This is a genomic window from Mariniflexile sp. (assembly GCF_052728615.1).
The window spans coordinates 1-23,169 of sequence record NZ_JBFVFE010000008.1; the positions used below are offsets into that span (position 1 = coordinate 1).

Below are 23,169 nucleotides of genomic sequence, written 5' to 3' on the forward strand. Positions count from 1 at the left end.
CTCCTCTACCGCTTTTGCAATAGCATCCTGTTTTTCCTTTTCAACACGTTCTGCTTCCTGCCTTTTGGCTAGTGCTTCTTGGGCTTCTAACTTTATTCTTTCCTCCTCTTTGGCTTTGGCAATGGCATCCTGCTGTGCTTTTTCCAATCGCTCTGCTTCTTGCTTTTTGGCAAGTGCTTGGGCTTCTAACCTTAACCGTTCCTCCTCTACCGCTTTTGCAATAGCATCCTGTTTTTCCTTTTCAACACGTTCTGCTTCCTGCCTTTTGGCTAGTGCTTGTTGGGTTTCTAATTTTATTCTTTCCTCCTCTTTGGCTTTGGCAATGGAATCCTTTCGTTTTTGCTCATTAACTTCCTCGTTTCCATTATCTACAATTTTCTGAATTCTTTTCTGTCTTGCTTCATTTTGTTCAATTAACTTTACTCTTTCCTTTTCTTGAAAATCATAGAACAGATCGGACATTTCGTCGGTAAAAACCAAATATTCAGAATCAACATACCCCACCCAACCGTTATATTTTATTTTAAAAACATCTTTTCCTAAATAATCAATGACCGTACATGCTTCCCCGCTTTTAAATTCGGTTATTTTTCGAGCATAAGTATGGGTGCTTTTATCATACGTTTTATAGAAAATGCCATCTAAGGAAAACTCTGTAGATATATTTACTTCTTGCGCAAATGAGCTTGAGAATGCACTCAAATAAACTAATATGAAGTAAAAAAATCTAGCCATTTATAAGTAAATAAAAATATTGAGAGGTTACAATAAGTCGTTCTTCAAGGTTTCGGTTAATCCATTGGGGATAATACAAATAAAATTGGCTTCTATTGTCTTTTTCTTCCATTAAGACTATTTTGGAGTTTATTTCTATTCCTTTCAGCGTCAAAGTTAAAGATAATTTGCAGTAATTTTTTAACCATTAATTTAACTGCAATGCAAATACAAGCAAAAATACAAGTTTTTGATTGTCCGTTTTCAATCGCAACCCTTTAATCATTAATCTATCGGAAAAATTGTTTAAATATAAATTGAATCAAAAAAGTGATGGCTTTTAATGTTTATTAAGAGTATCATTTTTTTCCAATTTAAAATTCAGCTTTTTTACGGTTCTATAGGCAATTATACTGGGATAGAGCAAATATTTTCTATTAAAAATAAAAACAAGCAGTAGGTTTAATTGGATTCCATTACCTAATGAAGACCTATATTTATCTAATGGATAAGCTCCAATAGCCTGAAAATCAGATAAGATATTTTTTAATTCTGAAATCTTAAAATGTGATCTGATAAATCTAAAAATAATGATAAATACATAGTGTTGCTGTTTTATGTGCAATCGCTGAACAACTTTATTATTAGTGGCTCCTTTCCCAGCCAAATTGTTTTTTAAACGATATAGTTCATGTACGGAAAAGCACATATCATAAAGGTGTGTTTTAAGGTGTTCGAACGATTTGTTTCTACTTATGGAGTTGTGCGATTTTCTGTATCTATGGACGTCATAATCAATATATGATATTCTTTCTGTTTTGCTTATAAGTGAAGGGGTGAAAAAAGAATCTTGAACAAATTTTTTATCGTAAAAGGACACGCCGCTATTTAAATAAAATGATTTTTTTGTAATGTACCGCCAAACTTCTGGTAAATAGTCGTGTGTGCCTAAAAAATCGATCCCACTTAAAATTTTATTGATTTCGATTTTTAAATGAGAGTGATTAAAATCAATTTGTTGTTCGTTTTTAACGGTCATGGATGAAAAAACGATCATATCAAGGTTATATTCCTCCAATAATTCAATAAGATTGCCCAACGTGTTCATTGCGATATAATCATCAGCATCCAAAAAATAAATGTATTTGCCTTTTGATAGGGTAACACCTATATTTCTGGCAGCCCCATGCCCCTTGTTTTTCTGACTTTTTAAATGGATATTGGAATATTCTTTGGTAAATGGGATGATTTTTTCCAAAGTATTATCGGTTGACCCGTCATTGACAACCATGATTTCATAATCAGTAGATTTTAAATCTTGTTTACAGCAACTGATGAGACATGACTCAATGTAGTTCTCAGCATTATAAACAGGAATTATTATGGTTAATTTCATGTGTCTATATATTTGTTTTATTGGTCACATGGTACTTCCATATAATCATTCCCTTGGGCATCAAGAATTCTTTATGGAAGTTTCATAATAATTAAAAGTAATTATTTTTATGATATGGTAAGTAAAATGAGCCATTAAAACAAAAAAGCCCCACTGTTTTTAGTGAAGCTTCCTGTGAGCCCTAAAGGATTCGAACCTTTGACCGCCTCCTTAGAAGGGAGGTGCTCTATCCAGCTGAGCTAAGAGCCCTCGTCACGAAAAACACATACTGCTTTGTTTTCCGGAGTGCAAATATAAAATTAACTGCATATCTAACAAAGATAATTATTGATATTTTTATCAACTAATGAATTTTACATTTTTATGCTGTTCAAATCATATAAAATATACCAATTAAAAGTTTATAAACAACTTTATTTTAATTTTAAGTCAATATCTTTATGTTTCTAATCGATATTCACAAATGATCACGGAACTAAAAGAAAGCTACGGTTACCTTTTTGAAGATAATCTATTAAAAGAAATCAATGATTTTGGAACTTTTAAAGAAATTCCTGAAGGGTTTCAGCTATTGGATATTGGCCAATATATAAAATCGATACCCCTTTTAATAAGTGGTGCCGTAAAAATACTGCGAGAAGATGCGAAAGGCGACGAGCTTTTACTGTATTTTATTGAACGGGGCGATACGTGTGCCATGACCTTATCTTGCTGCATGGGGCAGAAAAAAAGTGAGGTTAGGGCCATTGCAGAAACTCAAACCAAACTCATCATGGTACCTGTTGAAAAGATGAGTGAATGGATGGGAACATATAAAAGTTGGCAAAATTTCATCCTTCAAAGTTATCATGATAGAATGACCGAACTGTTGGAAGCCATTGATACCATTGCGTTTTTAAATATGGATGAACGCCTGCTAAAATATTTAAGAGATAAAGCCATGGTGAACCACGACGAGGTTATTAACGTCACGCACCAAGAAATCGCCTTTGACCTGCACACCTCAAGAGTTGTTATTTCAAGATTATTAAAAACTTTGGAAAATGACAATAAAATAAGGTTGTCCAGAAACAGTATTAAAATTATTGACCTTTAACTTCTCTGTAACAATTGTTACCCATCAAAATTACTTAGCACCATAGCTTTGTAACTTAAAACAGAACTATGACCCTGATAGATTTTTTAGGTTTTTACGGTGCTTTTTTAATTGGTATTATCCTGGGGCTTATGGGCGGCGGCGGCTCCATACTGACCGTTCCATTATTAGTGTACCTTTTAAGTTATAGTCCTGTGGTGGCCACGGCTTATTCGCTATTTGTGGTAGGGATGTCATCAGTGGTCGGTATCATTCAAAAACATCAAGAAAAATTAGTGGATTTTAAAACGGGATTAGCGTTTTCATTTCCTTCGTTTTTAGCGGTTTACATGTCCAGAAGGTATGTAGTTCCTAACATTCCAGATGAAATTTTCAGTTTAAACGGATTTGTTTTAACAAAAGAAATGGCCATCATGGTGTTTTTTGCAATCATCATGTTATTGGCTGCAATATCCATGATAAAAAGAAAACCCAAATTTGACGGGCCCTTTAAAAAACAAGCATATTACAAAACCTTTGTTCAAGCATTGGTTATTGGAACCATAACAGGCTTAATTGGTGCTGGCGGTGGTTTTTTGTATGTGCCCGCATTGGTGTTGTGGGCTGGCTTAAATATGAAAAATGCTGTTGGAACCTCTTTGGTTATTATTGCCATAAACTCCATTATTGGTTTTTTAGGGGACTTGCACACTTTAGATATTGATTGGGAATTTTTATTGTCATTTACTTTTTTAACCATTTTAGGAATTTTGCTGGGTGGCTATTTATCTAAGTACATTTCCAATAAAAAACTTAAAAAAGGCTTTGGGTGGTTTGTTATGGTCATGGCCATTTATATCATGATAAAAGAGTTTTCCTAATAAGGATACTGTAACTTTTGTTACTGAACTCATCTTGACTTTTTGTTTTTGACCGAAAACGAGATAAAATTTGTTCAGATGAGGCACTTTTTGAAAGGCATAGCATCGCTACGCATAAAAAAGGTAACGAAATATGGACGAATTTTAGCCGTTTTTTAGGAAATAGAAAAAGTCAAGATGAGCTCACTATAAAAACCCTGAAAATGAATTACTTTTACACTATCAAACATGTGATTATGAAGATTGAACAAATTTACACAGGATGCTTAGCACAGGGTGCTTACTACATAGAAAGCAAAGGTGAAGTGGCTATTATAGACCCATTAAGAGAGGTAACGCCCTATATGGAACGGGCAAAACGTAACAAGGCAAAAATAAAATACATTTTTGAAACGCATTTCCATGCCGATTTTGTAAGTGGGCATGTAACGCTTTCAAAACTTTCAGGAGCACCCATCATTTATGGCCCAACTGCAAATCCATCTTTTGATGCTATAGTTGCCAAAGATGGTCAAGTATTTCCTTTAGGGGACATTACCATTACCGCACTGCACACCCCAGGCCACACTATGGAAAGCACCACCTATTTATTGAAAGACAACAACGGGAAAGATCATGCTATTTTTAGTGGGGACACCTTGTTTTTAGGCGATGTTGGCAGACCAGATTTAGCGCAAAAAGCAGCTAACATGACCCAAGAGGAATTAGCTGGTTTGCTTTTTGAAAGCTTACGAAGCAAAATAATGACCCTTGCAGATGATGTAATCGTATATCCCGCGCACGGAGCTGGATCTGCATGCGGAAAAAATTTGAGCAAAAAAACCGTTGGCACCCTGGTCGAACAGAAGCAAACCAATTATGCCTTACGTGCTGATATGACCAAAGAAGAATTTATTAAGGAAGTAACAGACGGGTTGTTGCCTCCACCTCAATATTTTCCTTTAAATGTAAAGATGAACAAAGAAGGTTATGATGATATTGAAGATGTTATAGAACGCGGTACAAAACCCTTGTCCGCACAAGAATTTAAGTTCATTGCCAATACCACAGGAGCCATCGTTCTGGATGTCCGCAACGAAAAAGATTTTATCAAAGGACATATTCCAAGATCCATATTTATTGGTATTGAGGGTGGTTTTGCACCATGGGTGGGGGCTTTAATTGCCGATGTTGAACAACCTATTTTATTGGTGGCTCCAAAAGGTAGAGAGGAAGAAGCCATTATTCGTTTATCGCGTGTTGGTTTTGATAATACTTTGGGGTTTTTGGACGGCGGTTTTGAAGCTTGGAAACATGCTGGGTTTGATTATGATACCATTTCATCCATTTCTGCCGAAGAATTAAAATCTAAAATGGAAAATGGAGAAATACCTATTTTTGATGTTCGGAAAGAGGGTGAATTCAAATCGGAACATGTTAAAGATGCGCATCATACACCTTTGGATTATCTGAATGACCATCTTTCCGAATTTCCAGAAGACAAACCTTTTTATGTGCATTGCGCCGGCGGTTATAGATCGGTTATTGCGGCATCCATTTTAAAAAGCAGGGGCATTCATAATTTAATAGATGTTTCTGGTGGTTTTGCTGCCATTAAGGACGCTGGAGTTCCTGTAACGGATTATGTGTGCCCAACAACACTTTAAAATTTAGAAATGGGTCGTTTTTCAGATATAATCAATAAAGACAAACCTGTTCTGGTCGATTTTTTTGCCGAATGGTGCGGTCCTTGCAAAATGATGTCCCCAATTCTAAAAGAAGTTAAGGATAACCTAGGGGAGTCTGTTTCCATAATAAAAATAGATGTCGATAAAAACCAAGGGCTGGCCACAAAGTATCAGGTAAAAGGTGTGCCCACCCTACTCCTTTTTAAAAACGGAAAACAAATTTGGAGGCAATCCGGTTTAGTCCAAAAACAAGAATTGCTTTCACTTTTAAAAACTAAAATTTAGGGGATGGTTTATAAAATATCCTAGTTAACAATCCATCTGCCATTGGATTGTTAATTAGGATAGGAAAACGTTATCTGCTAAAGCGTTTTAGTAGCATAAAGAAACTGTATGTTTAAGGATATTCACTGTTATCTAGCAGCCTGCAACCGTTTGATCATTGCTTGCATTTCCTTAATCTCTTTTTCCTGTGCTTTAATAATATCCTCAGCTAACCTCTTTACTTCTGGATCTTTTATGTCTGCTCGCTTGCTTGTAAGTATTGCTATGGAGTGATGCGGAATCATCGCCTTCATCCACAGTATATCGCCAATGATAGGGCTTTGGGCCCTTACCAAACCGAGAGCACTTGCAAATAGAATGATGCTGCCCAACAAAATTGCCATGTTCTTTTTCTTGTTGTTGTACATTTTTCTCATAAAGAACAACATAATGAGTGCCATGGCAGATATACCCAAGCAAGCCATATAAAAGCGTGTTAAACTAAAATACACATGGTCTATGCTATAATTATTAAGGTACATGGTAATGTACATGGCAATAAATGATGCAACTAGCATCCAAATAAATTTAGTATAATGGTTGTTTCCTGTTTGTGTGTTAGATTGTTCCATAATTTAGTGTTTTGTTATTTATTATTTTAGTACATGACAAAAAAAGATATTTCATTAAAAAAATTATTTAAGTCGACCCCTCCGCCTATCGGCATACCGAAAAATCGGTACAGGCTCTACCCCTTGAAAAAAGGGGAGGAATTATTTAAGGAGTTTTTTTTAATAATCTGATGTTAATAAATTTTTGTCATGTACTTTAATTTATTATTGTTTTAATGGTTATGAAATGATATTTACAAATTAAATCCATAAGCGATACGAACCATCACTTGCGCTAATCCTTCATTTGCCGCACTTTTTTTAATAATAGGAAAATCCTTTAAAAATTCATACCTCAAACTAAAATCTATATTCTTGGTAGCATAGCCAATACTGGGCGAAAAAAGCATGGAATTGTCCTTGTACGCTTTTGTGGTTGAAAAGGCCCCTCCTATTTCTCCCATAACGTAAAACTCATTTTTAAACATGAATGTTTTATAACCCACTTTTACAGGGATGTAACCAAAATCAACACCATCATCCTTAACAAACAAATTATTATAACCTGTAGTAAAGGATAGTGAATAAGTGCTTGAGATATTATATTGAACCCTTACATCGCCCCCTAAATTAAATTGATAAGGATCGTTTAGTGGTAAACCGGTATTGAGCCCAACACCAAATTTAAAATTCCGATTGTAATTGCCATCATCTTGTGCGATGCCATAATTGGTATAACTGAAAATGCATATTATAGCCAAAATTATAGTTATTCTTTTCATTAGTTTTGTGTGTTGGCTTCCACTCTATTTGAAATAAATTTTGTTACACCAAATTGTAGAGCATAACCCAATATGGTTTTGAAAAATGAATGCGATTTACCTATCAATATTTTTTTAGATAAATAACCGCCGGCAAGACTCGCCACGGTTTGTAATACGCTTGATTTTAAGTTGTTGGAATGCTTTAAGTCTTCAAATTTTTCCTTTAGTATATTGATGGGTTTCATGCTATCAAAAGTAACTTCCAGTTGGTATTTAATTTCTTCCAACTTTATGTTTCTTTCAAGTTCTAAACGAGCAATGGCCTTATCTAGGTCCATACTTTGATTTTTATAGGCTTTCATCGGGAGCGGCTTTTGAACTGGTTGGTACTGATTTGGTTTTTAATAATTTTGCAATCACTAAATTTGTGATAGGGACTTTTATTATTTTATCTCTATTGTAATGCAGAATAAGAGCTACTATTAAATAGATACCGGATACTAATAAAAAACCTAGGTAATACTTGCCCAATAACTCTCCTAAATACAGGCTTAAAGCAATGTTTACAAATAAAAAGAACATTGCAACAACCATGATTACCAGCAATCTGGCCAGTACAGAAGAGACTATATCTGAAGTTTTATCAATGGCATTGAGTTTAACCAATTCAATATTAATCTCTGCATAACTTTTAGCTTTTTCATAAAGCAATTCTATGTTTGTTGCAATAGTGTCCATGTTCTTTTTTATTTATTCATTTGTTCTTTTACTGTCTTGACATCTTCTTTTGCATTTTGGATATCTTTTTTACCTTCTTTAGCCAATTTTTCACCTTTGCTTATCAAGGAATTGTATTTTTCTGATACGGTATCCAAAAAATCACTAAAGCTATTAATGGCTTGATCTTTAGCTTCACTGCTTTTTTTAGCGATTTTTTTTCTAGTGTCTTTTCCTTTATCAGGAGCAAATAAAATTCCTATTGCAGCACCTAATGCTACTCCTCCCAATACACCAATAATTGTTTTACTTGTTTTCATTTTTTTGTTTTTAAAAGTTAATTTTTATTGTTTCTTTATACGATTCTTATAAAGATACTCTTTAATGATAAGTTTTGCAATACTTTATCTTAGTTTAATTTTAGTGCTACGTAAACACTAAGATTGCTGTTTTTTCCATCAGGAAACGTATAGGCGCCACTACCAAAGCTTCTTTCTTTTCCTACGGTAGTAAGCCCATAGTTATAACGAGCCCCTATTCCAATGGTTTCAAAATCAAATCCAATACCAACAGAAACACCTGCATCAAATTTGTTGAAATCATCATTATTAAGGTTATCCTCAAAATCAAATGACCCACTGTCTGTTTCATTGGTTATTTGTGCATCAATTAAATAGGCAACATAAGGGCCCGCATGAATATTAAAATTTGGTGTTATATTTGCCTTTAGCAACACTGGCACTTCAATATAATTCAATTTGAATTTAGCTTTTCCAGTTGCAAAAACATTGTCATAAGTGAGTTCTGAACCTTTTCTACTAAATAAAAACTCGGGTTGTATTGCCAAGAAATCGGTTACGGGCATGCTAACGTACAAACCGGCATTAAAGCTTGTTAAAACATTGTTGTCATCTACATCTTCTGTGTACATGTTTGAAAAATTCACACCACCTTTAATACCAAATTCCGCGTTTGACGTAGCACTGGTTTGCGCTTGAGCGGTAATAAATGAAGATCCGGCAATTAGAATTACCGATGCAAATAATTGAATTTTATTTTTCATAATCATTAAAATTTATCGTTTGATTTTTACACTACAAAGATGCAACACATCGGCAGGATATTTATTATAAAATATTTTGGATGTTTTACAGAATTCCCATTTTACCCATAGAAATTGAGCTGTGAACAAGCTTAAATTTCCATTCAGGGCAATCAAAAATTGAATACAGCACCTCCAATTGGTATCCTATGCCTATCTTTATAACGTCTTAATGGATAAGACTAAAAAATATTAATTTTAAAAATTTTGATCATGAAGTTGAGAAACAAAACAGTAGCCATATTAGCTACGGACGGATTTGAAAAATCTGAATTATTTGAACCTTTTAATGCCCTTAAAGATGCAGGGGCCACCGTACATATCATTTCTATAAAAGAAGGCGATATTACCAGTTGGGATGATAAAAACTGGGGGAAAACCATAGCGGTGGATGCCTTGGCAAAAAATGTTAGTGCCTCTGATTATAATGCATTGGTACTGCCCGGTGGCGTTATAAACCCCGATTTATTACGTGTAAACGAGGATGCTTTAAAATTTGTTAAAGGCTTTTTTAAAGCAGGAAAACCTGTAGCAGCCATTTGCCATGCCCCCTGGCTTTTAATTAGCGCAGGTGTTATTGAAAACCGAACCGTTACCTCTTACAAAAGTATTAAGGACGATGTAATAAATGCGGGTGCACATTGGAAAGATGAAGAAGTGGTAGTAGACTCTGGATTGGTAACCAGCAGAAACCCCAAAGATTTACCGGCATTTATAAATAAAGTTATTGAAGAAATAGCAGAAGGCAAACATGAAAAACAGGTTGTTAGTGCTTAAAGTTTGAATGGATATTGATTATAGCACACTGAGAGGAGCAAAAAAGCTCCTCTCTATTTGTTTGAAATTTTAAATTATGAACATAATAGGGAACATTATAAAAAGTGCCATTGATTTAACCCAAAAGCTAAGCCCAGAAGCCAGTCCGTCCCAAAATCAAAAAGAGGTATTAAAAAATTTGTTGGGCAAGGCCAAAGATACGGCATTTGGTAAATTTTATAATTTTGGGGAGATACTGGAATCTGATGCTATCCAAAAAAGTTTCGCTGAACAAGTTCCTTACTTTGATTATAAAAAAATAAATGAAGCATGGTGGCAACAACTTCATGATGGCAACACCAATGTTACATGGCCCAAAAATCCGGATTATTATGCATTGAGTTCGGGTACCACGGGCAAAACCAGTAAACGCATTCCCGTTACCCAGGATATGGTGGACAGCATAAAATCCGCCGGAATCGCACAAATTATAGCCTTGAGCCAATTTGATCTTCCTCCCTCTTTTTTTGGGAAAGGCATATTGATGTTGGGCAGTTCAACCGATTTAATCGAAAAAGATAATCATTTGGAAGGCGAAATCAGCGGTATTGGTGCCAGCAACATCCCAACATGGTTTAGGGGGTATTACAAACCTGGGGGAGACATAGCCCAAATAGAGGATTGGGACGAACGTGTTAAAAAAATTGCAGAAAAAGCCAAGGATTGGGATATTGGCGCCATCAGTGGTATTCCGTCGTGGATTGAACTGATGCTTCACAATGTTATTGCCTTTAATAAATTGCAAAATATCCATGAAATTTGGCCCAACTTGGAAGTTTACATATCGGGCGGCGTTGCTTTTGGCCCTTATGAAAAAAGTTTTAACGCCCTGTTGGGCAGGCCTATAACCATTATTGATACGTATTTAGCCTCTGAAGGGTTTATTGCCTTTCAGGCCAGACCAGAAACTGATGCCATGCAATTGGTAACTGATGGAGGTATTTATTTTGAATTTGTTCCTTTTAAACCCGAATACATCAACCAAGATGGCTCCTTGGTTCCACATGCACCGTCACTGACCATGGCCGAGGTTGAATTAAACAAAGATTATGTCCTTATTATCAGCACCGTTTCTGGTACTTGGCGCTATATTATTGGCGATACCATAGAATTTACAGATATTGAAAGAGCAGAGATAAAAATAACCGGGCGCACCAAGTTTTTCCTAAACACGGTAGGTTCGCAACTTTCGGTCAATAAACTGGATGATGCCGTTAAAAATTTGGAAGCTACCTTTAACATAAAAATAAAGGAATATACCATTTGCGCCAAACGCTATGATGGCGAGTTTTACCATAGTTGGTATCTAGGAATTGATGATGCTATTGCTACTTCTGGTTCGTTGGCACAAACATTGGACGATTTTTTAAAGAAAGCCAATAAAAATTACCGTGTGGCACGTTCCAAAGCACTAAAAGGCGTTAAAGTAGAAGTAGTGCCCACTTGGGTTTTTTACGATTGGAACGCAGCCAATAAAAAGAAGGGCGGACAAGTTAAAATGGAGCGGGTTATGAACGAAGAAAAATTTGCCGAATGGGAAACTTTTGTAAATAGCTGTTGATGCATTTTAGCTGGAAATCTTCGCCTTTTCTTCACGTTCTTTTACAATCATCATAATTTCTTCGGGCGACAGATAAAACCGCTTGATTCTGTTGATGTAAATTTCAGAAAAGCCAGCTTCATTTAAAATAAAGTTCTTGGTGGCTAAAATGTATTTTTCCATCCCGTGCGAAACCGCAAACGTATCGGCTCTGCGCTCTGCGTTCTTCATGGATTTTTCTGAAAACAAATACCCTACACCGAACCCCATGAGATTAATCCCACTTCTATTTTGATAATCCATAATATGGCCCAATTCGTGCCCAAACCATCCAATAAGCACATTTGAAGGGGCATTTTTTGTATAATATAAAGTATCTCCAATCTTAAAGCTTTCACTGATCAATATCTTGTACCTACGCTTCGATTTGGTACGGAACACACTCCAAAATGTGGGTTGTGCCTGCATGGTGGATTTCCTGATCTTGTTTTTAAATTTAAATTCTATGGATACTTCCGCAAGTTCCGGGTAATGTGATAAAGCCGTTTCAGCTTCAGTGGCAATAGATTCTGGATACATATGTTGGGCATTCAAACTATATAGATTTAATGTTAATAAGAGAATAAAGTAGTTTTTCATTTTTTTGTTACATTATAATAAGGGACTGAAAAATTTGGCAAGGCCTTCTAAAAATTTTTGGGTTTTGGATCTGTCTTTAAAAGTTTCATAAGATAATTTAACCGCATCGGCGCATTCCATTTTAAATTCCTCCAAGATTTTATGGGTAATAACTTTATCATATACAACCGCATTCGTTTCAAAATTATGCTCAAAACTTCTATGGTCGAAATTACCAGATCCTACCGATGCTATTTTGCCATCGATGATAATGACTTTGCTATGTGAAAAACAATCTCTTACAAATACATTGATACCAACGGACAAGAATTCCTCAAAATTGGAAAACATGGAATAGGTTGCCAATTTGGAATCTCCTTTTTTAGGGACCAATAAATTTACCTCAATGCCACTTTGCGCAGCTATAATCAAAGCTTGCTGCACGGCACTGCCCGGGATAAAATAGGGGTTTGCAATAAAAATATTGGTTTCGGCAAGACTTATCATGGCAATGTATTGTTGCATAATGGCAGGTTGGTTTGAGTCGGGGCCACTGGATACAATCTGCACCGGGGAATTACCGATTTTTTTTGGCGTAGGAAGATATTTAGGGTGTACAAGCAGTTCTTTTTTGCTTGCAAAATGATAGTCTTTTACAAAAATGCGCTGCAAGCTATTTACAGCGGGCCCTTCCAATTGGAGATGTAAATCCTTCCAAATTCCAAGATCAGAAATCGGTTTTATGTATCTATCTGAAACGTTGACGCCTCCCGTAAACCCTACCTTACCATCAATAACAATTATTTTACGGTGGTTTCGATAATTTAATGTGAAAAGAAGATTCCCGAACCTTATGGGCATCATAGGGTATGCCTCCACACCAATGTTGCGAAAACGCTTTTTTAATTTCCCGCTAAAAGAAGAGCTTCCAAAGGAATCATAGATCATCCTTATTTCAACACCTTCTTGAATTTTCCTTTTAAACAATTCATAAAATTTATCTTGCAATTTGCCTTTCTCAAAAAGATAATACTGAAGGTGTATAAATTTTTTGGCTTTTGATACCGCTTCAAAAACAGCATCAAAAGTTTCTTTGCCATTGTTAAGCACTTCCACTTTATTGCCTTCAGAAGCATATAAATAGGTAGCGTTAAGTATAAGTTTTGAGAGTTTTTTGGATTGTGTAGATGAAAATTCACATTCAAATTCATCGCGTAATTCTTCTTCGTTTTCTGATTTGTACAGCTTTTGTACCTGAGATCTTTTCAACCTAAAAAATTTGAATTTCCTCCTGTTAACTCCAAATAAATAGTACAGGAGTGCGCCAGCAAACGGAAAAACAAAAATGGTAAATACCCAACTTAATGATTTTGTGGGCCTTGAACCATACATAATAACGTTATATAAAGCCCATAAGCTTAATAAAGAATATAAAATGATGAGTACTTTATACATATACTTGGAAAGATAAGGTAAAACCAGTATATTTTAAAAGAGTTTTTTTCTTTGCGTTACTATAATATGCGATTGGATTAATTTTTTGAAGGGTTATGTGTTTTCTTTGAATGATATGGAAAAATTAATATAAAAAATATGGGCATCATAGCAACAAACGAGAATGAAATTAAAATATATTACAGTTCTGAAACTTCTATTGGAAAGCAGGCGTATGCCTATGTAAGCGCATCAGAGAAAAAAGTGCTAGGGATTGATGTTTCAAAAACCAAAGTGCCCGGTAGCCATTGGGTAGAAATTGCCGATGGACTCAATATTGGTGGCATACAAAAATTAATCAATAGAGAGCACCCAGATTTTATAAAGGAATATGGGGACAAAAAAATGGATCTGGACCAACACGATTGGCTCCGTATTTTAGAAAAGCATCCGGAAACCCTGGCGTTTCCCGTGGTCATCATGGGAAAAAGAATGCTGATGATAAAGTCGCCTTCCGACTTTGTAAAATATATGGAACCGGATACTACAAATCAAGAAAATCCAGATTAATAATAGCTTTATGGGGACCAGGAATAAGAAAAAAATTAGGATCGTACTGTTTCTGTTGTTTTTCTTACTATTTGGTTTTTTATTAGTACAATGGTGGGCCAAAAATTATGTGGAAAATTTATTATCAGAAAAAATCCCAGCGCACTATACGGTAACGTATTCAGATTTGGACGTTAACATCCTCTCTGGAAATATCGTTTTTAACCATCCTTATGTTACAATAAAAAATAAAGAGTCACTTCAAAATCACATCAATTTGAAATTGGAAACCCTTCAATTAAACGGTATTGGGTATTGGGATTTGCTTTTTAATGAAACACTCTCCATACAAAACATCCTATTAAAAAATCCTCGGCTTCATTATCGTCCTTATAAAAAAAACACTTCCAAAAAGACGGAAACAAAAACCAACAATAAGGGGATAAAAACCATTCATATCAAGGATTTCAATATCACAAACGGCAGTATCGCTGTGATGGAACAAAGTTCCGATAGCATTAAACTTTCTGTTTCATCCTATAATTTGACCATTTCCGGAAGCACGGTAACTTTGCAATCTTCACAACAAAATCCCATAACTTATGATGGTTATAAATTTAATGCGCAAAACGTCATTTTAAACAATAGCGAATACGAAACCTTTAAAATGGACAGCATTCACAGCAATGAAGAAGCTTGGTCTCTTGACCATGTTCAAATCATCCCAAAATATGATAAAAAGGAACTTTCCAAACATTTAAGTAAAGAGCGCGACCATATTAAATTAAACATCCCAAAAGTGGTTTTGGAAAAACCCGATTTTAATTTTGATGAAAACCGCTTTGGCATGAAGGCAACCACAGTAAAAATTCTGGATCCAATTCTGGAAATTTATAGAGACAAGCTCGTGCCCGACGACTTGAGCGTAAAACCACTATACAGTAAATCCCTAAGAAATTTAAAGTTTGATTTGGAAATAAATAAAGTAGAAATAAAAAATGGTTACATATCCTATGCCGAATTAGTGGAAACAGATAAGGAAGCGGGCGTATTGTTCTTTAATAAGGTTGATGCGAGTTTAAACCACATTACAAACAAAAAAAACGCAAAAAAAACCGACATTACAGTACATTCCAACCTTATGGGAAAAGCGCCCTTGGAGCTCAATTGGGGTTTTGATGTAAACAATACCTGGGATGCCTTTGAGGTATCGGGTGCCATACAGGATCTGCCCGCCGATATGATGAATCCTTTTTTTAAACCAAATTTAAACGCGCTTGCCGAAGGCACATTGCAACAAATGTATTTTTCTTTTTATGGCAACACTACGGAATCGAAAGGAGAAATGAAAATGAAATATGAAGATTTTAAATTTAAGATATTACGTCAAAATAGTTTTAAAATAAATAAAGTGTTAACCGCTATCGGAAATATTTTTATTGCCGATGGGTCTAAAACGGACGCTGATGGCTATCGTTTCGGAAGCATAAAAGCAGAGCGGAACGTGACCAAATCATTCTTTAATTATTTGTGGATCAACGTAAAAAGTGGAGTCGTCAGTACATTGACCGGTAATGGCAAAAAGTAAAAGACAGGAAAAGGAAAATACATGCAACCAGCACCAAAAAGAAGAAGCCGATTTAAACGGAAACGCTACATCATCCCGATACTGATCATTGTTATTTTGATCATTTTCAGGATCGCGTTGCCCTACATGGTCAAGAATTATGTGAATAAGGTTTTAAGTGAAATTCCTGGCTATTACGGCCATGTAGAAGACATTGATATTGCTTTGGTTAGAGGTGCTTATGTAATACATGGCATGTACTTAAATAAAATGGACGCCAAAACCCAAGTGCCTTTTCTCAATTTAAAAAAGAGCGATATATCCATAGAATGGAAATCGCTTTTTAAAGGTAAAATTGTAAGTGAAGTGATACTTACAGAACCTGTTGTTATTTATGTGTTTGAAGACCAACAAAAAAAGGAAGCTGCCGAACCCGAATTTGACGATTGGAGCAAAGCACTGACCAATTTGGTGCCCATTGATATTAACCATTTGCAAATTATAAACGGAAAAGCGGCATTTGTACAAATAAGTGCCAATCCGAATATAGATTTGGATATGAACCATATTCAGCTCAATGCCACCAATCTTCGGAATGTGGTACAACCAGATGTAGCACTGCCCTCCAACATTTCGGCTACGGCAACCTCTGTAGGAAATGGTAAGATAAAACTTGATGGCAATATGAATTTGGTGAAGAAAATACCGGATATGGACATGGCCTTTTCGTTGGAAAATGCGTCGATAACAGCGTTTAACGACTTTACCAACCATTATGCGGGCATTGATTTTTCTGAAGGCAACTTTAATATTTTTAGCGAAATGGCCATTGCCGATGGGTTTTTAACCGGCTACGTTAAACCGCTTTTAAAGGATTCCAAACTTATTGGTAAAGAAGATGGTTTTTTTGAAACCTTGTGGGAGGGTTTTGTGGGCTTTTTTAAATTTGTCCTTAAAAACAAAAAGAATAATACCTTGGCGACCAAGATTGAGTTTAAAGGCGATCTAAACAACGTTAAATCAAAACTTTGGCCCACTATTTTCAACGTGGTTAAAAATGGCTGGATCAGCGCTTTTAAAAACACGGTTGATAATGATGTGGATTTTGAGGATGCCAAAAATTTAGCTGGCAAAGAAGAAAAAAAGGAACGTGTTAAAGCCAAAAAAAACAAATAAAAAAAAGAATAACACCTTATCATCATTATGCAAATTAAAATTACCCAATACACAAAAAGAGCCATCTTGGGCGGTGTTATCTGTTTAATTATCATTCTTTTAGGAACCTTGCTTTTGGGCAAATTAAGTGGTTATGAAGCAAAAGTGCTCATTAAAAAGTCGTTGTCCGGCATCAATACGCTCTGCAATACCATTGCCTTGGCATCTGCCACCATTTTAGCCTTATTGTTAACGGTATTGAGTATCAGTTCCAATTCCAAATCCAAACTTAAAAAAGACCATTACTTACAGGTGCTTCAAATAGCAAAATTGGATACCATGGTTTTTATAGCTTCCATCATGTCTTTTATTTTGTTGAACCTTCCAATTACTGAGTCGGACACTGTGCCAAACAATTGGTTCAATTCCATTTACTATATCTCTTTATCTATTTCAAGCATCTTGGCCTCAGGCCTTATTGTGGTGGTATTGATGCTCTACAACACCATAGTGAACATTATAAAAATAATTGGGTTAGGAATGCACGACCACCCTTTGGCCGATGTGGACCAAGAAAATAAGCAAATGCACAAGCATTGAAATTTTTAGGTTGCAAAACTATGGATGGATGTTTAACCATATAGCAGCACTAACTTAATAATCAATATCTTAACAAACATTTTAACACTTCCCTTATCGGAAATAATAAAAATTCGATAGGGTTAACAAATTAATCTTTTAGGCTAATTGCAGGCTTTCTAAATGTATAACTTCGCTAAAATGGATGGTATATCTAGTTATGGAATTACATATTCCAATAACCATTTAAAACCAATGATATGATGTAAGCACCACAAAATTTTAAAAGCATGAGACGCGATATAAATATTAAAAGTAATGTAACCACAAAGCCTACTAAACAGCATAAACTGTTGTACTTAAAAAAAAGACTGAACAGTAATACAAAGCTTAGAAGCTTACCCAAAATAGTATTGATGGCTACCTATCCGCCAAGGGAGTGTGGCATTGCAACCTATACGTACGATTTAAAAACAGCCCTCAACAACACCTATGAAAACTGTTTTGATATAAAAATATGTGCCTTAGAATCAAATACCGAAAACCATGCTTACAAACCCGGAGAAGTGAATTGGATATTGAATACCGATAACACCAAATCTTTTGCGTCACTTGCCAATAAAATCAATTTGGACCTTGAGATTGAACTTGTTATGATCCAACATGAATTTGGGCTGTTTAAAAATAACGAAGCCTCCTTTATAGATTTTTTGAAGGCCCTTACCAAGCCTGTCATTATTGCCTTTCATACCGTGTTACCAAATCCGAACAAAACTTTAGAAAAACACGTTAAAGATTTAGTGGCTTTAGCTCAAGGAGTTACAGTAATGACCCATGCTTCAGCAGAATTACTCATAAATACTTATGGGGTCAATCCAGAAAAAATAGATATTATATCGCACGGCACCCATTTAGTAAAGCACCAGGATAAATCGGTTCTGAAAGAAAAATACCAAGTACTGAACAGAAAAGTAATTTCAACCTTTGGTTTTTTAGGCCCCGGAAAAAGCATTGAGACAACTTTGGATGCTTTGCCCGAAATTATCAAAGAGCATCCGGAAGTTTATTTCTTGATTGTAGGCAAAACGCACCCCACCCTTTTTAATGATGAAGGGGATGCTTATAGAAATTATTTACAGAAAAAGGTTGAAGCATTAAAGTTGGAAGACCACGTGAGGTTTGTAAACAAATTTGTGCCGCTTCCCGAATTATTGGAATATCTGCAACTATCCGATTGTTATGTGTTTACTTCAAAAGATCCCAATCAGGCGGTAAGTGGCACGTTTTCTTATGCAGTTAGCTGTGGATGCCCTATTGTCTCTACGCCTATTCCACATGCTAAAGAAGTTTTGGATAAGGGAAATGGTGTGTTATTTGACTTTGGAAACTCTAAACAATTAGCCAATAAGGTCATTGAATTATTGAATAATGACGATTTAAGACATGATATGAAAATGAAAGGATTACATGCTTCTACCTCCACCTCTTGGGAAAATGTGGCCATATTGCACGCCTTTCTTTTTTCTAAACATATAAAAAGACCATTAAAATTAAAATATAAAAAACCACGTATAAATCTAGATCACCTTAAAAACATGACCACCGATGTGGGCATCATTCAATTCTCCAATATCAATACGCCAGACCTAGACTCTGGTTACACTCTGGACGATAACGCCAGAGCACTTATAGCGGCTTGCGAACATTATAAATTAACACAAAACCCTACAGATTTAAAATTGATAAAAACGTACACTAACTTTATTTTAAAATGCCAACGCGATACGGGTCTATTTTTAAATTATGTGAATAGGGACAAGAAATTCACAGATCAAAATAATGAAGTAAATTTAGAAGATGCCAATGGTAGAGCCATTTGGTCTTTAGGCTATGCCTATTATATAATGGAAGAAGGTATAGATCTAGGCATAACCCTGCTTCAAAATATAAAATGTGCCATCAATCAATTTAAATTAAAAATACACCATTTTAAATCTCCGCGCGCACTGGCCTTTGCTATAAAAGGGCTGTACTTTTTCAACATGAAAATGAACGATACAAAGATAACCGATATCATACATAATACAGCACACAAACTTTCCGATATGTACGATTTCAATTCTGAAAAGGGTTGGAATTGGTTTGAACCTTATCTAACCTATGCCAATAGTGTACTGCCAGAATCTCTTTTATACGCATGGAAATATACCGGAGAAGCAAGATTCAAACATATAGCGAAAGAATCCTTCGACTTTTTACTTACTAAAATCTTTAATCACGATTCCATACAGGTCATTTCCAACCAAAACTGGCTAATAAAAGGCTATGATAAAAAATTAGCATCTACGGGAGGCGAGCAACCAATAGATGTGGCTTACACCATACTGGCCTTAAAACAATTTGATCGTGTTTTTCCATTTGAAGGCTACAATAATAAGATGGAAATTGCCTTTAGTTGGTTTCTTGGCAACAACCATTTAAAACAACTGATCTATAATCCCTCTACCGGTGGTTGTCATGATGGCCTGGAAGCAAATAATGTTAATTTGAACCAAGGGGCCGAATCTACCATCAGTTATTTGTTGGCTCGATTTGCTTTTAATGATATTGCTTAAATAATTTTTGTTATTGAGAGTAAGAAAATAATGAGGTTGTCTAAAAAATGTACTTGTGTCAAACTGAACTCGTTTCAGTTTCTCATTAATGTTAGGATCCTGAAATAAACCACTATGGATCTCCAATCCATAGTTTTATATTGGCAGACTGAAAGGCTGCTTCGTGAAATAGCTGATAAAGTATAGGGAAAATACACATAATTGTTTGTGTTCCAGATAGCTATCGGGACGTGGCTAAAACATTTATGGAAACTAAAGTAACTGCAATGAATCCCGATAGCTATCGGGAGCAGGGTTTTAACCTTTAACTTGATAATATATTCAGAATGACACTTGTTTAGATTTTTTAGACAGTGAACTCATCTTTTTATATTATAATGTAAATCAAGGGTTAAAATATTGTAACTATTTAGCCGACTGAAAAATTGGAGTGCGCACTTGACTTAGGGGCGTTAGCCCTATAGTCTTTGTAGCTAAATGTGCTATGAAGATGAATTAGGGGCGTTCGCCCTGACATCTTTTTACAAAACAATTGTGTACGTGTTTACCGTGTTTATTAGATTTGAGGACTATATCTTTTTTGTTCGTTATCGTTTTATTTTACGAAGATAACAGGGCTACGCCCCTTTTTATTTCATTAACGTTTGTATCTACGATGATTTCAGGGCTAACGCCCCTAATATTGTTTTCTAAATCCTAATGGGTTATAATCTTTTCATCTCTTGATTCGCATATTATAATTTATTCTTTCCCTCTTTCGGCACTCTAAACAACAAGATAATCCCAGCTAAAAAGAAGATGAACAAAAACAGAATGCCATTCCTCATGGTTCCTGTAATTTGGTCTATGGATGCAAAAATGGCCATTCCAATAACAATACCTATCTTTTCGGCTACATCGTAAAAACTAAAGAAGGAGGTGGTATCTTCGGTTACTGGCAAAAACTTTGAATAGGTAGATCTTGCCAAAGCCTGTACACCGCCCATAACCATGCCAACCAAAGATGCCGCAATATAAAATTGAACGGGCGTTTCTATAAAATAGGCATAAAAGCACAGACCCATCCAAATAAAATTGAGTACAATCAACGTGTTGATGTTTCCAAATTTAGAAGATGCCCTCGATGTTAAAACAGCTCCAATTACTGCCAGCAACTGTATAATCAATATGCTAACAATCAATCCCATTGTTTTTTCACTATCGCCACCCCAAATTATTTCTTCTTCCCCAAAATAAACAGCTACCAGCATAATGGTTTGCACTGCCATACTGAACACAAAAAAAGCATACAGATAGCGTTTCAACCTTAAATTCTGTTTTAATTGTCTCCAAACCAGTCTTAACTCTTTCAGTCCATTAAAAACAACAGCACTGGTAACTTTATGCCCAGAAGAACTTCCTTTAGGCAAAAAATAAAATGAATATTGACTGAACAGTGCCCACCATAATCCAACGGTAATGAACGAATAGCGCATCATTTGTATTTTAGATGCGCCATCATCTTGACTCATTACCATGGCTAAATTGACAATAAGCAAAATAACACTCCCAATGTAGCCTAAGGAAAACCCTTTAGCACTAACTTGGTCCTGTTGCTCTGGAAATGCAATATCCGGTAAGTAGGAATTATAAAACACCAAGCTGCCCCAATAACCAATCAACCCCATAAAATAAAACAATATACTTATATAAATATGGCTTAAATTGAACCAATACAACCCAATGCACCCTGCACTGCCTACATAACAAAAGAATTTTAAAAAGTTCTTCTTGTTGCCAACATAATCGGCAATTCCGGAAAGGATTGGGGATGTAAAAGCAACTACCAAAAACGTAAAGGCCGTAACAAAGGTTATTAAAGCGGTACTTTTAAACTCAAACCCAAAGGCGTGGACCATTTTTAGGTTGTTTAAAAATAAGGCTGAATAAAACAAGGGAAATATGGACGATGCAATGGTTAAGGTATATACCGAATTGGCCCAATCGTAAAATGCCCAAGCGTTCAGAAGTTTTTTGCTTCCTTTTTCCAGTGGCTTCATTTGCATTTTGATTTTGACATTATTTTCAAAAGCACTTGTTGGCTATTTGTCATTTTATTTAGGTTTAAAGAAATACATGCCATAAAAAAGCCGCCCTTTTATGGGCAGCTTCTAAAGTAAACAAATATTTTTATTTGAATGATATTAAATTGTTACTTAAACGAAGTAACGCCAAATTTAGCAGCTTCCTTTTTAGCTTCGGGCGCTAAAGCGGTAAGATTGGCAATACGCGATGCATTTGAAGGGTGTGTGCTCAATAATTCTGGTGGTGCCTGTCCGTTACTTTGGGCGCTCATGCGCTTCCAAAGTTCGGCAGCTTCCGCAGGGTTGTAACCGGCAACTGCCATGAGGTACAATCCAATTTTGTCAGCTTCGGTTTCATGTGCTCTACTAAATGGCAACATCACTCCTACCTGAGACCCAACACCATAATATTGGTTGAACGCATTTCTGGATTGCTCATCTTTAATGGCTATGTTTCCTGCTATGGCCACCCCTTGCTGTACATACGCAGCGCTCATACGTTGCTGCCCATGGTTAGCCAATGCGTGCGCTACTTCATGGCCCAAAATGGCGGCTAGACCGGTTTCGCCATTGGCAATTGGTAAAATACCGCTGTAAACCACTATTTTCCCTCCAGGCATGGCCCAAGCATTAACTGCTTTGTCGTCCACCAAATTATACTCCCATTTGTAATCGTTTAAATAGCCTACATAGCCATTGGCACTTAACCAACGCTCGGCAGCCACTGCAATTTTTTGTCCTACTCTAGTTACCATTGCGGCATCTGAAGTCCCTTTTATAACCTTGTTTTCAGATAAAAATTGGTCATATTGGGCAAAAGAGGTTGGGAATAATTGGGAATTTGGCACTAACGCCATCGTTTTTTTTCCTGTAAATGGATTAGTGGCACACGAAACAATCAATACTACAGCTCCTAATATTATCAATGTATTTTTCAGTTTCATCTTTTAGTTTTTAATTATTCGATAAAAATACAAAAATTGTAGCTTTAATTTTTTACACAATTTTATTTTTATTTTCTATAATAAACATCTCTATATGG

General features: G+C 35.7%; 22 protein-coding genes, 1 tRNA gene and 1 pseudogene. 11 read left to right on the plus strand and 13 right to left on the minus strand.

Going from position 1 to position 23,169, the window contains the following annotated elements; translation table 11 throughout:
* From ACU1LP_RS04785 to ACU1LP_RS04795, 3 genes and pseudogenes are all read right to left on the minus strand, one after another.
* A pseudogene (locus ACU1LP_RS04785) lies at positions 1 to 735 on the minus strand (hypothetical protein); the annotation flags it as partial.
* 319 nt (positions 736 to 1,054) lie between these two features.
* Complete coding sequence (locus tag ACU1LP_RS04790; protein ID WP_445734665.1) at positions 1,055 to 2,110, minus strand: glycosyltransferase family 2 protein; 1,056 nt, start codon at positions 2,108 to 2,110, stop codon at positions 1,055 to 1,057.
* Positions 2,111 to 2,285: 175 nt separating this feature from the next.
* Positions 2,286 to 2,359 (minus strand) — tRNA-Arg (locus tag ACU1LP_RS04795).
* A gap of 214 nt (positions 2,360 to 2,573) precedes the next feature.
* Between ACU1LP_RS04795 and ACU1LP_RS04800 the strand changes: the two genes are divergently transcribed.
* The 4 genes from ACU1LP_RS04800 (at position 2,574) to trxA (ending at position 6,018) form a co-directional block, all read left to right on the plus strand.
* Positions 2,574 to 3,206 carry a Crp/Fnr family transcriptional regulator gene (locus tag ACU1LP_RS04800; RefSeq protein ID WP_445734666.1) on the plus strand — a complete coding sequence of 211 codons (633 nt, stop codon included), beginning with the start codon at positions 2,574 to 2,576 and terminating at the stop codon, positions 3,204 to 3,206.
* A gap of 68 nt (positions 3,207 to 3,274) precedes the next feature.
* On the plus strand, positions 3,275 to 4,066 hold the full coding sequence (locus ACU1LP_RS04805; protein ID WP_445735715.1) for a sulfite exporter TauE/SafE family protein: 792 nt from the start codon (positions 3,275 to 3,277) through the stop codon (positions 4,064 to 4,066).
* A 236-nt stretch (positions 4,067 to 4,302) separates the two neighbouring features.
* Positions 4,303 to 5,712, plus strand: coding sequence for an MBL fold metallo-hydrolase (locus tag ACU1LP_RS04810; protein ID WP_445735716.1), 1,410 nt, complete (start codon positions 4,303 to 4,305; stop codon positions 5,710 to 5,712).
* A gap of 9 nt (positions 5,713 to 5,721) precedes the next feature.
* Complete coding sequence (gene trxA, locus ACU1LP_RS04815) at positions 5,722 to 6,018, plus strand: thioredoxin (RefSeq protein ID WP_445734449.1); 297 nt, start codon at positions 5,722 to 5,724, stop codon at positions 6,016 to 6,018.
* Positions 6,019 to 6,146: 128 nt separating this feature from the next.
* Here the strand turns inward: trxA and ACU1LP_RS04820 are convergent, their stop codons facing one another.
* The 6 genes from ACU1LP_RS04820 to ACU1LP_RS04845 all read right to left on the minus strand — a co-directional run bounded on the left by ACU1LP_RS04820 (position 6,147) and on the right by ACU1LP_RS04845 (position 9,152).
* The gene (locus ACU1LP_RS04820) at positions 6,147 to 6,629 is read right to left on the minus strand and encodes a DUF305 domain-containing protein (RefSeq protein WP_445731413.1); all 483 of its coding nucleotides are present in this window, start codon (positions 6,627 to 6,629) and stop codon (positions 6,147 to 6,149) included.
* 233 nt (positions 6,630 to 6,862) lie between these two features.
* On the minus strand, positions 6,863 to 7,390 hold the full coding sequence (locus ACU1LP_RS04825; protein WP_445731412.1) for a hypothetical protein: 528 nt from the start codon (positions 7,388 to 7,390) through the stop codon (positions 6,863 to 6,865).
* Positions 7,390 to 7,710 carry a hypothetical protein gene (locus tag ACU1LP_RS04830; RefSeq protein WP_445731411.1) on the minus strand — a complete coding sequence of 107 codons (321 nt, stop codon included), beginning with the start codon at positions 7,708 to 7,710 and terminating at the stop codon, positions 7,390 to 7,392. The genes ACU1LP_RS04825 and ACU1LP_RS04830 overlap by 1 nt, the downstream gene beginning before the upstream one ends.
* A gap of 10 nt (positions 7,711 to 7,720) precedes the next feature.
* Complete coding sequence (locus ACU1LP_RS04835; RefSeq protein WP_445731410.1) at positions 7,721 to 8,110, minus strand: hypothetical protein; 390 nt, start codon at positions 8,108 to 8,110, stop codon at positions 7,721 to 7,723.
* A gap of 8 nt (positions 8,111 to 8,118) precedes the next feature.
* Positions 8,119 to 8,409 (minus strand): YtxH domain-containing protein, encoded by a 291-nt coding sequence (locus ACU1LP_RS04840; protein ID WP_445731409.1) that lies wholly within the window; start codon positions 8,407 to 8,409, stop codon positions 8,119 to 8,121.
* An 89-nt stretch (positions 8,410 to 8,498) separates the two neighbouring features.
* Positions 8,499 to 9,152: a porin family protein gene (locus ACU1LP_RS04845; RefSeq protein ID WP_445731408.1), complete on the minus strand. Its 654-nt coding sequence runs from the start codon at positions 9,150 to 9,152 to the stop codon at positions 8,499 to 8,501.
* A 252-nt stretch (positions 9,153 to 9,404) separates the two neighbouring features.
* Here ACU1LP_RS04845 and ACU1LP_RS04850 point away from each other — a divergent pair, with 252 nt between their 5' ends.
* Both ACU1LP_RS04850 and ACU1LP_RS04855 read left to right on the plus strand, forming a co-directional pair.
* Positions 9,405 to 9,968, plus strand: a complete 564-nt coding sequence (locus ACU1LP_RS04850) for a type 1 glutamine amidotransferase domain-containing protein (RefSeq protein ID WP_445731407.1) — start codon at positions 9,405 to 9,407, stop codon at positions 9,966 to 9,968.
* Between the two features lie 76 nt (positions 9,969 to 10,044).
* Positions 10,045 to 11,568 carry a GH3 family domain-containing protein gene (locus ACU1LP_RS04855; RefSeq protein ID WP_445735717.1) on the plus strand — a complete coding sequence of 508 codons (1,524 nt, stop codon included), beginning with the start codon at positions 10,045 to 10,047 and terminating at the stop codon, positions 11,566 to 11,568.
* A 6-nt stretch (positions 11,569 to 11,574) separates the two neighbouring features.
* Here the strand turns inward: ACU1LP_RS04855 and ACU1LP_RS04860 are convergent, their stop codons facing one another.
* Both ACU1LP_RS04860 and cls read right to left on the minus strand, forming a co-directional pair.
* Positions 11,575 to 12,186 (minus strand): hypothetical protein, encoded by a 612-nt coding sequence (locus ACU1LP_RS04860; RefSeq protein WP_445735718.1) that lies wholly within the window; start codon positions 12,184 to 12,186, stop codon positions 11,575 to 11,577.
* Positions 12,187 to 12,198: 12 nt separating this feature from the next.
* Complete coding sequence (gene cls / locus ACU1LP_RS04865; RefSeq protein ID WP_445735719.1) at positions 12,199 to 13,620, minus strand: cardiolipin synthase; 1,422 nt, start codon at positions 13,618 to 13,620, stop codon at positions 12,199 to 12,201.
* A 138-nt stretch (positions 13,621 to 13,758) separates the two neighbouring features.
* Here cls and ACU1LP_RS04870 point away from each other — a divergent pair, with 138 nt between their 5' ends.
* The 5 genes from ACU1LP_RS04870 to ACU1LP_RS04890 all read left to right on the plus strand — a co-directional run bounded on the left by ACU1LP_RS04870 (position 13,759) and on the right by ACU1LP_RS04890 (position 20,064).
* Positions 13,759 to 14,169, plus strand: a complete 411-nt coding sequence (locus tag ACU1LP_RS04870) for an arsenate reductase family protein (protein ID WP_445731403.1) — start codon at positions 13,759 to 13,761, stop codon at positions 14,167 to 14,169.
* A 109-nt stretch (positions 14,170 to 14,278) separates the two neighbouring features.
* On the plus strand, positions 14,279 to 15,736 hold the full coding sequence (locus ACU1LP_RS04875) for a hypothetical protein (protein WP_445731402.1): 1,458 nt from the start codon (positions 14,279 to 14,281) through the stop codon (positions 15,734 to 15,736).
* A gap of 21 nt (positions 15,737 to 15,757) precedes the next feature.
* Positions 15,758 to 16,891: a DUF748 domain-containing protein gene (locus ACU1LP_RS04880; protein ID WP_445731401.1), complete on the plus strand. Its 1,134-nt coding sequence runs from the start codon at positions 15,758 to 15,760 to the stop codon at positions 16,889 to 16,891.
* 27 nt (positions 16,892 to 16,918) lie between these two features.
* Positions 16,919 to 17,470 (plus strand): hypothetical protein, encoded by a 552-nt coding sequence (locus tag ACU1LP_RS04885; RefSeq protein WP_445731400.1) that lies wholly within the window; start codon positions 16,919 to 16,921, stop codon positions 17,468 to 17,470.
* Positions 17,471 to 17,739: 269 nt separating this feature from the next.
* On the plus strand, positions 17,740 to 20,064 hold the full coding sequence (locus tag ACU1LP_RS04890) for a glycosyltransferase (RefSeq protein WP_445735720.1): 2,325 nt from the start codon (positions 17,740 to 17,742) through the stop codon (positions 20,062 to 20,064).
* Positions 20,065 to 20,798: 734 nt separating this feature from the next.
* Here ACU1LP_RS04890 and ACU1LP_RS04895 read toward each other — a convergent pair.
* Positions 20,799 to 22,103, minus strand: a complete 1,305-nt coding sequence (locus ACU1LP_RS04895; RefSeq protein ID WP_445731398.1) for an MFS transporter — start codon at positions 22,101 to 22,103, stop codon at positions 20,799 to 20,801.
* Positions 22,104 to 22,255: 152 nt separating this feature from the next.
* Positions 22,256 to 23,071, minus strand: a complete 816-nt coding sequence (locus ACU1LP_RS04900; protein ID WP_445731397.1) for a M48 family metallopeptidase — start codon at positions 23,069 to 23,071, stop codon at positions 22,256 to 22,258.
* Positions 23,072 to 23,169 lie beyond the last annotated feature (98 nt).